This is a genomic window from Peribacillus sp. NPDC096622, from assembly GCF_044762665.1.
In the GTDB taxonomy this organism is placed as follows: domain Bacteria; phylum Bacillota; class Bacilli; order Bacillales; family DSM-1321; genus Peribacillus; species Peribacillus frigoritolerans_B.
Window position 1 is genome coordinate 1 of sequence record NZ_JBIWES010000039.1, and the last position, 12,370, is coordinate 12,370.

A 12,370-nucleotide genomic window follows, 5' to 3' on the forward strand; every position below is an offset into this window, starting at 1 on the left:
GGTTTTGGAGGGTTATTTGGCATGGCCAAAAATAGTATATCATAAGGGAAATGAAAATATTAGAGAAAGATATTGACATCCTATTAGCTGGTTTACTTCAATAACAGAGTTGCTTTTTTCGGCAGCTCTTTTTTTATAGAATTATCGGAGCAGATTAGTTCAATAAAAAAAGATTCCAAAAAACACAACTTTTATTTAGCTAATACGTCTAAGTATTGAACATTCAAGAAAAGGAGGGGTGGTAACTTGTCGGAGTACAGAAAAAAGGAAATTGCAGATTGGTATGACCAACATAGTAAATCCATTTTAAGTTTTATTTTATTGATGGTTAAGGATTATCAACAAGCAGAGGATCTGACCCATGATACCTTTGTAAAAGCGTATTTATATCATAATTCATTTAATCAGCATTCCAGTGAAAAAACATGGCTATTCAGTATCGCTCACAATTTAACAGTTGATTTTTTAAGAAAACGCAAACCCAGCAGGTTCTTTAAAGAAGTATTTCTTTTGCAAAAGGACAATAACTCATTGCCTGAAGAAATGATTCAAATAAAAGAGGAATCATTTGAACTATATAAAGCGTTAGGGGAAATCAAAGATACATATCGAAAGGTGATCGTTTTAAGAAAAATCAAAGGTTTTTCTATTGAGGATACGGCAAAGATATTGAGTTGGTCTGAGAGTAAAGTTAAATCGACTCTTTTTAGAGCTATTCCAGCATTGAAAAAACAGTTAATAAAGGAGGGGTATTTGGATGAAAAAGCAATATGAAGATACTGATTTTGATAGTTCCTTAAAGAAATTAAATTCCGATCTAATGTGGAAAACAAAACAAAAACAAGAACTGAAAAACCGAATCTTAACTGATATTGAAAATTTGGAATCCCAAGAGAGAAATAAGCACCCTATCCTATTAACTCGTATTAAAAAAGGAAGTGTGATTCGGAAATTAGCATACTCTAGTATCGCTCTGGTCATATTATTTAGTTTATTTATAGGTTCAGCAAGTTCTCCAGCCATGGCAAAAGTTGCATCTCATATTCCAATCATAGGAACCTTTTTCAATGATGCTAGTGATGAAGGCTTAAAAATAGCAGGGAAAAAGGGCTTAACTCAAATTGTAGACCAATCCTCAAGGGATAATGGGATTACCTTAACAATGAATGAAATTTTTTATGACGGAACACGCCTTACATTTGGGTATACGCAAGAATCATTATTCGCGATTGGTGAGCTTGAACGGCCGACCATTGAAGTGAATGGAAAGGAAATTAACTTCAATTCTAGCACTTCAGGGGATTTTGTCACACCGCAGAAATATAAGGGAATGATGGATATTAACCCAACCAAAGAACTCCCAGAGGAGTTTGATATCAAGATAAGAATTGACGCTGTGGGTCTTATTCCAGGAAAGTGGGAGTTCGAATTTCCGGTGAAGCAATCGAATGACGTGACAGTTATTCGCCCACAGGAAGTTAAAATGATTGAACAGGCACAGGTTCAAATTGCTTCTTTGAAGCTCGGCCCAGCAGGAACTGATCTTGCTGTTAAAGTAACGGCAGATGAAGAAAATAACAAACTCGATCCATATAAGTTGAATTTTTATATTATAGATGAGATAGGGAATGTGTTAGACACTGTAAGTGGAAGTGGCTATGGAGATAAAGAAAACGGTAAAGAAAAGGCTACTCTTGATTTTCTCTATACGCCTTTAAAAGAGGGAACAAAAAAGGTTAGAATTATTCCTTATTCAATTCATATGTCAGAAGGGCGTGAAGAAGTTTCTATTCAGTTAGATGATCAAAGTTTGCCTTTTATGTTAGATCAAGGTGATTTTGGGAAGGTTCTTATAACAGATATAACCTATCTAGAAGATAAGATGATTGTGCATTTTGACGTTCAAAGTGATGCCATCGTCGACAATAAACTTTTAAGAAATCCAATATGGCTAGAAGATGCTAACGGGAAAAACTTAATGGTAGAAGACAATCCATTTGCAGAAAGGATCAAGGGAAACAGTTTTAAGCAAGAATTTGCAACTGGTGAGAAAGAAGGTTTACAGCTTAAAACCGATAAATTACCAAAACCAACTATGTATGAAGAATTTGAAATTGAAATACCCTAATTTATTTTAGCCATTTCCAACTTTGAAAAGCGACTTTTTTAGTTGAAAACGGGGGCCTTTATGAAGTAACAAAAGCCTAATTTCTTATTAACGAGAAATTAGGCTTTTGTATATTTAAATTTTCTTAACGTTGTAAATTCACCTTTCCTTACGCTACCCCTTAAGGAGATAAGGATTTAATAACTCATTTATGAATTGATTAATTAAACGTGATGAAGAAATGTATTGGGAAATTAAGAATTCCTCTTTTTTTGTTTGTTATGGGTGTTACATCTGGTTTTTATCAAATATTTCCTAACCTTTTTCTTGTAAGTACATCTTATTTTATAAGAAGTGTTGTATTTATTGGCCTAATTGGAATCACCTTTACTATTTAGAAAGTACAAAAGTAAATGAAAAAAAGTCCATATTATTATTGGAATCTTGTTAATTTGTTCAGGAATTATATTTGATAATCTAATGGTGTAAGACCATCCTTAATCAGCTAACAGTGCATTCCTTTCAATATCAGGAGCTGATCAGCAGCTCTTTTTCTTATAGTGAAAGAAAAACAAAACTTTGTTGTTCAAATTTCGTAGATGATAATACCAAGAATAAATTAGGAGTTGTTTATATGTTTGATATTGCGTTGTTATTTATTATTGCTTTTGCTGGAGGAATTATTGCTATTATTGGTTTCTTTGTAATATTAGGTCGAAGGATTTCAGAACCCAAGAAAGTACTTCAGCAAAGAATAGATAAGCTCGAAGAAGAGGTTTGGAAATTAAAAAATCAAAAATAACAATCTAAGATTTAATGAACTAACGGGTGCGTTAATTCTATAAGAATCACTAAAAATAATCAAACTATTTCAAAAAAATGTAAACTTAATTCCTAGAAAGGAATCCATTTTGATCAATCTTTTTTCAAAATGGATTCTTTTTATTTACACTTATATGGGAGTTCAAGAGGAACGTTTGATCAATCTTTATTTCAAAGCTACAACTATTCATAAATTTGAAAAGTGGAATATGCCTTAGTAAGCACTTTCTATTAAAAAAATAGGATGAAATTTTAAAAAGTTGAATCGTTTTGAGCTATTCATTTATCTAATAAATGGGAAAGGAGGCATAAGTCCTTTGACAGAAAAAGAAGAACTAGTAATCAAAGCTAGAAATGGTGATAACTTAGCATTTCAGATATTAATAGAAGATGAACAAGATGCTTTATATAGATTTGCTTATATTTATGTGCGTAATGAAACAGATGCAATCGACATATACCAACAAGCAGTTTGCAAAGCGCTTACCTCCATACATACATTAAAAGAGCCAGCGTATTTTTCGAGCTGGCTTACACGGATATTGATCAACGTGGCGATTGCTTTCTTAAATAAACGTAATAAAACCGTTCTCATTGAACAGATCGAGCTTGAAAAGATAGAAGACCCAAATCAACCAAAAGTAGAAGAACAAATGGATTTATTACAAGTATTAGGGGAGTTAGATGATAAGTATAAAGCAGTGTTATTACTCCGTTACTATCAAGATTACCAAGTAAAACAGATTGCCGAAATGCTAAATTGTCCAGAAGGAACAGTAAAAACAAACATTCGTAGAGGTTTAAAAGTATTAAAAAATGCACTGAAGGGGGCATATGTTGATGATTAGGAACAATTCATTTAAAGAAAAAATCAATGAAATACCAGTCCCGCGCGAAAAACTAAAAGAAGTACTGCGAATCGAAGCGTTGTCGAAGGTGTATCATCAAAAGACACATGATGTAACAGCTCTAAAAAATATAAATTGTACGATACATAAGGGAGAAATGGTAGCGATTATGGGGACAAGTGGCTCTGGAAAAAGTACGTTATTGAATATGATTAGTGCGATTGATGAGCCAACGAATGGGCAACTTTATCTATCAGGGAAACGTGCAAAAGATATTTACAAAGAGCCATATGCATCAACATATCGAAAAGAAAATATAGGCTTCATTTTTCAGTCCTTTCAGTTGTTGAAAGATTTAAGTGTAGAAGATAATATTGCTCTTCCCCTTATATTAAACGATGTACCACAAGCAGAAATAGCAAAAAAGGTGAAATGGACGATGGAGAAGTTAGGAATTTCCGATTGGCGAAAACATAGATCAATAGAGCTATCTGGTGGTCAGCAGCAACGTGTAGCCATCGCACGAGCGATTATCACCAATCCCCCTATTTTACTTGCTGATGAGCCAACAGGAGCTTTAGATTTTAATACAACGAAAGAGATTATGCAGTTACTCGTACGATTGAAGGAAGAAAAAGATCAAAGTATTCTACTGGTAACACATGATCCATATGTCGCTACGTATGCTAATCGCGTCCTCTTTTTCCACGATGGGGAAATTGTTGATGAATATATAACGACACAAACAGATTCGGATTTAGATCAGATTTTAGCGAAGTTTAAGTTGATTACTCGAGGTGAGGCGTAGATGTTTAATTTACGTGGAATTTCCATGAAGTTATTTCGAGCGGGATGGCCGAATGTTGTAGCTACAATCTGTACCATCGCCATTTCGACGTGCTTAATCATGACCATGATGTTGTACTCTTTTAATGCAAAACAACATATGGCAGATGAATTATATAAACTATTTGGAAACGTGGATTTGATGGTTGGCTATAATCCTGGACAGCAACAATATATGACAACGGAACAATATGTAGCAATCAAAGACACTGAGGGTGTAGAAAGTACCTCTAAAGCATCTCTAGTATTTACAGATGTTGATGATCGTCTTCATAGTGTGTACACACTTGGTGTAGAGAATGATAAATTGGTGAAAAGCCGTTATCATTTTACTGCAAACTTAACGGAACATGATGTTATCGTGTCACAAACATTAGCTGAAACATTAAAGGTTCATGTAGGGGAAGCTATTCAAATTAATGGCTCACCCTTTACTATACGTGAAATCTTATCGCATAAAGGGATACAAGCAGATGCACCGCAAATGCTATTAGTATCCAATAACGTTGCAAAGCAATGGATGAGTGCAAAGAGTAACACAGAAGCAATGTTCGTAATGATAAAAATGGAAGATGAGGCGAATGTAACAGAAACATCTGTAAAGTTAAAGGCCCTTGATGAGGCCTTACGAGTGGATGTGACTGCTGAAGACCCTTTTATTCAGATGAATATCCAGACGTTATCCATTTTCATAATCGTGCTTTCTGTATTTATATTAGCGATTACAGGTGTACTTCTTCTGTCTAATTTTCAATTGCTTTTTTATAAAATGAAACAGCAATTCATTATAATGCGTTCACTAGGTGCGACAAGTCAGCAAGTCGGAAAAATTGTCTCTGGACAACTGACAACGATGAATGTGGTTGGTGTCACATTTGGAACCGTTATTACATTTTTTACAGTACGTTTTGGTTTACAATATTTTGTATCTTATTTAGGGCTACCAGAGAGTAACAATTTATTTTTAGTTGTGCCTGCGTTCATAACAGCGGGGATTTGTTTTGTTGTGCTTCAATTATTTGTATGGATTCAAATACAACAAAGCTTACGGATTTTGCCGATGCAATTAATGACAAATAATGAACGAATCGATGTAGCATTTTCAAAGAAAAAAGGAATAGCAATTATACTACTTACGATTGTTTCTTTACTGCTGATGTTCATGAGCCAATTAAATCAAGATGGAGGAGGAGCCTTATTGTTACTCATAGGGGCACTTCTATTCTGTTTGACACTTATTCTAATTTTCCCACTGTTATTGAGTAAAGGTTTAAAAGCTATTATGAAACCGGCCCATCGTTTATTTGGAAAAGAGGTAGCATTAGCGATTAAGAATATGATGCCTCAAGTAAAAAGTAATACAACTGTTGTGCTAAGTATCATTTTTTTAATGGTCATTTTAATTTTTGGTAGTTCTATCATGAAAACCTTACAGCAAAACGAAGAAACCTATTTAACTGAACGATATGAAACACCGATTATCGTAACAAATACATTAGGATATGATGCCTCAACGGATCTGGATATTCAGCAACTATTACGCGATGTTAAGGCAATTTCGACTGTGGAAGATGTATATGCGAAAGGGCTAAATGATGCACTCGACATGAAAACGGCTGAAGGATGGAAATCATTCGATTTTAGTGCTATTAACATGGCTAAAATGGTCGAACTCGGAAAAATTGATCATTTTGAAGGAGAGTATGAAGAAGGGATTGTTATTTCAAAACAATTTGCGAAAGATCATGATTTATCCCTTGGTGACAAGGTAGAAATTGGCCGATTTCAAGATAACCTTCAAGATGTTGCACCACTTGGATATTTAACAGTTGCGGAGATTACGAGGGAGCCTTTGGAGATGGCAGATTTGTATGTAGACTGGTCCGTTCATCTGCCTTTTGAGAGGAGCTTAGTTTTAGATGAGCTATTTATTCAGACTAGTGATGAAGAGAAAACGATGTTCGCTTTGGAGGAATTAAAAAAGATGTATCCCGAGCTTACCATAGGTAGTTTTAAAACAAGTATAGAAGAGGCCGATAGGATCTTTCATCAGCGTTGGGGACTGTTTGCTGGGGTGCTTCTCATTTTAATAGCTGCAACTTGCCTTGGGGTATTTCAATCATTAATGCATTACATTTATTCAAAAAGACAAGACTACGCAATTCAACGCCTAATTGGATTGACACCGAATCAGTTAGTCAAGCTTATCGTTGCACAAATTCTTCTCTTTATAACATATAGCATCGTAGCAGGTAGTATTGTTGGTTGCACATTAACGTATGCCTTAGCGATGATTGATTCTACGGGAGCATTATATTTTGACGTGCAAACCATTACAATGGTAAGTGTTGGCTTCATTGTTCTTTCAGTCCTCCTATTTGCTGGACAAGGCTGGCTGCTAACTCGTCAAAAACTAATTGATGAAATCCATTAAGTATCGCTTGTGTTTATTTCATAAAAAGGGTTGCTACGGCAGCCTTTTTCTTATGGCACTAACGGGACAGGATTGTTGAATAAAGACCACATCTAAGCTAAATTGGATATTTTTGTTATAATATAGATGAGCATGTGAAGGTTTGTACTAACTAGGCAGTAATAAAGGATTAATTTTACATAAATATTGTTTTATCCAGGTTTTACCTTGTGGGGTTATTGCTTTAATTAAGATGTCAATTAAACCGAAATATGGGGGAATTTACATGAAAATAAAGGAAGTAATACTGTACACAAATTCATTAGATGGGATTAGCGATTTTTATGTCGATGTATTGGAATTACCAATTATACAAGAGAACAACGAAAAGATTTCCTTTAAAGCTGGCACGTCGATACTTACATTTAATCAATCAAGCGAGTACGAGTTCCCTTACTACCATTTCGCATTTAATATCACTGAAAATAAAATAGAGCAAGCTTTACAATGGTTGAAAAAAAAAGCAGTTACAATCAATCAGATTAACGGGATAGACCATTATTACGATGAATCCTGGAATTGTCATTCCATTTACTTTTATGACCCTTTGGGTAACATTGTTGAGTTTATTGCTCGCCACGCTATTCCCGAAATCGAGCATGGGGATTTTAATTCTCAAGATATTAAAAATATAAGTGAAATCGGACTACCTGTAGAAGATGTACAACAAGCTTCAGAAATATTGCAAAAGAAATATAATGTTGGTGTTTATAAATCCTCTAATAATGTTTTTTCCCCACTTGGAAACGAAGAAGGGCTATTTATACTATCGGGGCTAAATCGAAATTGGGCGGGTTCTAATAAAAAGGTAAAAGTATTTCCTCTTATTGTTGATATTTATAATAATATTGAGCAAAATGATAACTTTTTGAGTTATCCATACACTATTCGCGAAACACTATTCCGTTAACGGGCGCGATTCTTGAAGAAGTTTCGCTTTTCTTAATGAACTAACGGGTGCGTTCGCTGAAGATCAGAGCTGTCTTTAAGGCGGCTTTTTCTTATAGAACTAAAGGGGCAGGATAGTTCTATAAGGCATTTTTTTAGATTTTATTAACTCCAGGTATGTTAAAATAAATTAACAATATATGGATGGTGGAAGGGGAGGTTAGTTAATTGAATAAATACATAAAACCATTTTTAGTTTTTGAATGGATCATGGTAATAGGAGCATCAACAGTTGCTTACATACGTTGGGGTGTTCCACTTTATATCTGTATAGGAATCGTTTTATTAGGTATTATCCTTACTCTATACTTTTCAAAACAATACGAAAAGAAATCAATTAATAAATCACAATAAACATAGAATCGAAGGATCTCTGAAAAGATCCTCTGCTGCTTGAAAAAATGTCTATTCCTTAATGAACTAACGGGGCAGTTAGTTCATTAAGCGTAGCTTAATCGAACTGTTGATATTGACTATTTTTACAAAAAAACTAAAATTTGGTTGATTATAATAATTGGGCGGTGTGAATTTGTTGAGTAATATAGGTATTCCAGGATTAATTCTGTCTTCTCTTTTAGTAATATTAGTTTTGTATTTACTAAGAAAGCTAGTGCAACCGAAGAAAGAACTTCAATAAAAAATAGATAAACTAGAAGAAGAGGTTCGAATATTAAAAAATCACAAATAATGCTTTAATTTACTAACTGCTGCGTTAGCTGGGATCAGAGCTGTCTAATAAGGCAGCTCTTTTCTTATGGCACGAACGGGGCAGGATAGTTGAAGAGCTGTTTGATCTTAATTAATAATTGGGCATTATATTGAATAAGAGGTTGCATAGAACTCCACTTTTTATGCATCCGCCAGGCTTCTTCAGAAGTCAAAAATGTGAATTTTAAATTTAATTATGATCACAATAAATTTGTGGATCTTTATCTATACCTTTTAAAATTGCATACTTATTACCCCATTCACACATTGTGTTCAATACTGGTACAAATGATCTTCCTAGATCAGTTAAGCTGTATTCTACTTTTGGTGGTACCTCTTTAAATATTTCTCTTCGTACAAGTCCATCTCTTTCTAATTGTTTCAATTGATCTGTTAAGACTTTTTGTGTAATTCCAGGTATTAATTCGTAAAACTCTTTTGTCCTTACTGATTTTTGGCTCAAGAAAAAGAGTATTAAACATTTCCATTTTCCACCTGCAATATTCATGAAAATGTTGATTCCAGTATTATAGTTAACCATGTGCTGTCCCTCCTGAATAGGCACTTAAAAGTGGCTATACCACATTTTTGTGCGTTATTTTCTAATTTATTATTACTTACTATAATTAAAGGAGCAATAAATAAAAATTTCGGAGTTGATAAAATGAGTGTAAAAAATATCTTGGAAAAAAGACGATCAGTTAGACATTATGATTCGAGTTATAAAATAAGTTCAGAAATTATAACCTCATTAATTGAAAGTGCAAGTAAGTCACCTAACGGAAATAATATTCAAGCAACCCGATACTTAATTATTGATGAACCAGACTTAAAAAATTTATTGCTACCTATAGCTTTCAATCAACATCAAGTGGTAGAAGCTTCAACTTTAATTGTTATGTTGGGTGATTATCAAGCATTTGATAAAGATAATATTATTAAGATACATGAAGAAGGCTTTCAAGCAGGTTTTTTTGATGAATCGCTAAGAGATTATCTAGCCAATGCTGCAATAAAATATTATGAAAATAAATCAAATGAAGATCTAAAGTTAGAATTATTTAGAGATGTAAGTCTTGCGTCAATGTCATTAATTTTGTTAGCAAATGAAGCAGGTTTTGAAACAATTACTATGTCAGGCTATGATTCTAAGAAATTAAAAGCAATCTTAAATATTTCTGATAGGTATTTAGATGTTATGCTTATAGCTATTGGTAAAGGTACTAAAGCCGGTCATAATACCGTAAGGCATAATGTAAATAAGGTAATGTATAGAAACAAAATAATTTAGTGTTCTTATCTGATTATGTGAAATAGGTATACAAATAACTGTGCTTACTTATAGAAACAACGGGTGCGTTAGCTGAAGATCGGAGCTGTCTTAAAGGCAGCTCTTTCTTTATTTAACTAAAGGTTCAGGTTAGCACAACCTGAACCCAAAATATTATTGAAGCGTTTTTAGATTTTGTGCCCTTAAAAAGTTTACAACTACCTCTCCAATTTGTCTGCCTAGCCTTAAGCCTTCATTGTTATCCACGTTAAAATGTACTCCAGCGTACAAACGGGATTGAGCACTTTCTTCCATTATTATTTTTATTTCGGAAGACTCTTGAGGAAAGATATAACTTAAAACTGTCTCTGCACATCCTGCCACAGTTGCGTGTGCAGAAGGGTAAGCTGGAAAACGGGGGGTAAACAACACAGTAGACAGATTTCTGTCATATTGATTTGGACGTGCAACATCCCAATGATATTTAAAAAACCACGTGATAACAAAGGTATCATTCATAGCAGCGTGGAAATAACTCTGAACCCTTGCAACACTCGGTGACCCCAGCATATACTTTTCAGCTAAATTGAAAATTAGAGTGGTAATTTTCGCGGTTAATTCACCTGTTCCCCAATATTGTGCGATGCGTATTTGCTGGGAAGTCAATGACTTTAATGTCTCTTCTACAATGAATAGCTCTGTTTCCCAATCAATATCAAGAGGATTTTTAATTCGCCAAATGATTCGTTGATGAAAGGGGTCCAGGAAATCATTGTCTCTTCCCCTAGAAATAAAAAACATTGGCCAATTTCCTGCCTCTGGAGAACCTTTAGGTGGGATACTTTCCCCTGGGTAAGGAAACTCTGTCCATCTTCTATAACTTGTTCTCATAAAGACCACCCCCTAATAAATGTTCTCTTTGTTCCTTATGATTAAGAGTAATGAAGTATGACCATTTAACTTTTTGATCGGATATGGATTTTCAAGTTTTACAGCATGGTAAAATCGAAGGTAAAGTGAGCAAGGAGTGGTTCACTTGGGGCGATAGCTACAAGGTACAAATAATAGATGAAGAGATGGAAACCATTAATATTGCACTCGTTGTTGTAAATGATTGTGTGAAGGCTGATCAAGCAGCTGCTTCCTCAGCATCGTCGATTTAAAGTAGAAGTGTAAAATTAGGCTGACAGTGTTAAAAAAAACACTTGTATATGTGCGGTGAACCGTATCATAAATAAATGTTAAGGCCATTTGGTACCAAGGTTTTATATTCGTTCTTCAGTAATCGGGCGCTTTAATTGAACAACGAATTTTTTATTTTATTGTAGTAAATCTTAATGTAGTTGTAGTAAATGAGGTCATATGTAGTACAAAGAAGGATAGATAAAGTAAATTTTATCTATCCTTCTTTTTTTGCCTTATATATTGTGCAACATTATATAATTCTTTCTTTTTATCAAGTCATTAATAAAATATCTTGACTTTTAATGATTACTTACTAATGTGTTGAAATTGTAAAAAAGTTGCACTGTTTTTCATTCCTTTTCGATTAAAGAATTTTAAGTGATTTTTAATCAAACTTTTTTCAAAGCAACATATTATATAGAGCATAATTTTTCAAGTCAAAACGGGAAAGGAAGAATGAGTATGAAAAAGTTTATAATGAGTGTCGTGGCATTGGTAGCTGCGTTGTTGATACCTTCTTCTACATTTGCCAGTGGCTGGGATTACTTAGGGGAAGAAACCCTTTATTCTAATGGTGTTGAAAGTCATGTGTATGACTCTACTGGTGGAGATTATAAGATTTGTCGCGATCCTTACGTGGGGCCAGCAGGAAAGTTAAAAGTTGAATTATGGGAGTACGATCCTGATAGTTATAATGATTATGTAGGAACAAGATATATAGAACGAGGAAAATGTGGGTATTTCTGGGGTATTGGTAAATTTGTTGATGGTGGAAATGAAGCCGAATTTTTTGCAAAATCAAGAACTGACAGTGATATGCATTTAATCTTTTATGATTAATTCACTGACTGAATGAAAAAAGAATCAGGTTGTACACCCGATTCCACTGGCTATCTAGATATAGCTTTTTGTGTCGATTTGAAAGAAGGTTGTACAGTTTAAAAAAATCGTAGCGTTTTGTAAAGAGTTTAACCGTATATAAAAAAGAAAAACCGAAATGATTTAATTTCGGTTTTTCTTAATGAACAAAAGGGGCAGGATATTGTTCATTTCTCTTATGGAACTATCGGGGCAGGTTAGCATTCCTGTAGATCGTTAAATATCAGGTTTGAAAAAAATAGAGCCCCTCAGTAAGATACGAGTATAGAGTCCAATCTAACTCA

Annotated in this window: 12 protein-coding genes and 1 pseudogene; 11 read left to right on the forward strand and 2 right to left on the reverse strand. The window is 34.0% G+C overall.

What is annotated here, in order from left to right; all coding sequences use genetic code 11:
* Positions 1–246 precede the first annotated feature (246 nt).
* The 8 genes from ACIQYG_RS26175 to ACIQYG_RS26210 all read left to right on the forward strand — a co-directional run bounded on the left by ACIQYG_RS26175 (position 247) and on the right by ACIQYG_RS26210 (position 8,398).
* Entirely contained in the window at positions 247–774 is a 528-nt protein-coding gene (locus ACIQYG_RS26175) for an RNA polymerase sigma factor (protein WP_402844334.1), read from the forward strand.
* Positions 758–2,128 (forward strand): DUF4179 domain-containing protein, encoded by a 1,371-nt coding sequence (locus ACIQYG_RS26180; RefSeq protein WP_402844337.1) that lies wholly within the window; start codon positions 758–760, stop codon positions 2,126–2,128. Before ACIQYG_RS26175 ends, ACIQYG_RS26180 begins: the two co-directional genes overlap by 17 nt.
* A gap of 613 nt (positions 2,129–2,741) precedes the next feature.
* Positions 2,742–2,909 (forward strand): hypothetical protein, encoded by a 168-nt coding sequence (locus ACIQYG_RS26185; protein WP_402844339.1) that lies wholly within the window; start codon positions 2,742–2,744, stop codon positions 2,907–2,909.
* Between the two features lie 337 nt (positions 2,910–3,246).
* Positions 3,247–3,777 carry a sigma-70 family RNA polymerase sigma factor gene (locus ACIQYG_RS26190; protein ID WP_402844342.1) on the forward strand — a complete coding sequence of 177 codons (531 nt, stop codon included), beginning with the start codon at positions 3,247–3,249 and terminating at the stop codon, positions 3,775–3,777.
* Positions 3,770–4,585 (forward strand): ABC transporter ATP-binding protein, encoded by an 816-nt coding sequence (locus ACIQYG_RS26195; protein ID WP_402844343.1) that lies wholly within the window; start codon positions 3,770–3,772, stop codon positions 4,583–4,585. Before ACIQYG_RS26190 ends, ACIQYG_RS26195 begins: the two co-directional genes overlap by 8 nt.
* Positions 4,586–7,057 carry an ABC transporter permease gene (locus ACIQYG_RS26200; protein WP_402844345.1) on the forward strand — a complete coding sequence of 824 codons (2,472 nt, stop codon included), beginning with the start codon at positions 4,586–4,588 and terminating at the stop codon, positions 7,055–7,057. It abuts the gene before it with no gap.
* A gap of 265 nt (positions 7,058–7,322) precedes the next feature.
* Positions 7,323–8,006, forward strand: a complete 684-nt coding sequence (locus ACIQYG_RS26205) for a VOC family protein (protein ID WP_402844348.1) — start codon at positions 7,323–7,325, stop codon at positions 8,004–8,006.
* A 206-nt stretch (positions 8,007–8,212) separates the two neighbouring features.
* The gene (locus ACIQYG_RS26210) at positions 8,213–8,398 is read left to right on the forward strand and encodes a hypothetical protein (protein WP_402844351.1); all 186 of its coding nucleotides are present in this window, start codon (positions 8,213–8,215) and stop codon (positions 8,396–8,398) included.
* A gap of 544 nt (positions 8,399–8,942) precedes the next feature.
* On the opposite strand, the gene ACIQYG_RS26215 is transcribed toward ACIQYG_RS26210, so the two are convergent.
* The gene (locus ACIQYG_RS26215) at positions 8,943–9,293 is read right to left on the reverse strand and encodes a winged helix-turn-helix transcriptional regulator (RefSeq protein WP_318687545.1); all 351 of its coding nucleotides are present in this window, start codon (positions 9,291–9,293) and stop codon (positions 8,943–8,945) included.
* A 123-nt stretch (positions 9,294–9,416) separates the two neighbouring features.
* Here ACIQYG_RS26215 and ACIQYG_RS26220 point away from each other — a divergent pair, with 123 nt between their 5' ends.
* A complete protein-coding gene (locus tag ACIQYG_RS26220) occupies positions 9,417–10,043 on the forward strand; it encodes a nitroreductase family protein (protein WP_402844354.1) in 627 nt (208 codons plus the stop codon).
* Positions 10,044–10,196: 153 nt separating this feature from the next.
* Here ACIQYG_RS26220 and ACIQYG_RS26225 read toward each other — a convergent pair whose 3' ends face one another.
* The gene (locus ACIQYG_RS26225; protein WP_402844356.1) at positions 10,197–10,913 is read right to left on the reverse strand and encodes a vanadium-dependent haloperoxidase; all 717 of its coding nucleotides are present in this window, start codon (positions 10,911–10,913) and stop codon (positions 10,197–10,199) included.
* A gap of 80 nt (positions 10,914–10,993) precedes the next feature.
* Here ACIQYG_RS26225 and ACIQYG_RS26230 point away from each other — a divergent pair.
* Both ACIQYG_RS26230 and ACIQYG_RS26235 read left to right on the forward strand, forming a co-directional pair.
* A pseudogene (locus tag ACIQYG_RS26230) lies at positions 10,994–11,185 on the forward strand (hypothetical protein); the annotation flags it as partial.
* Positions 11,186–11,669: 484 nt separating this feature from the next.
* The gene (locus ACIQYG_RS26235; RefSeq protein ID WP_402844358.1) at positions 11,670–12,047 is read left to right on the forward strand and encodes a hypothetical protein; all 378 of its coding nucleotides are present in this window, start codon (positions 11,670–11,672) and stop codon (positions 12,045–12,047) included.
* Positions 12,048–12,370 lie beyond the last annotated feature (323 nt).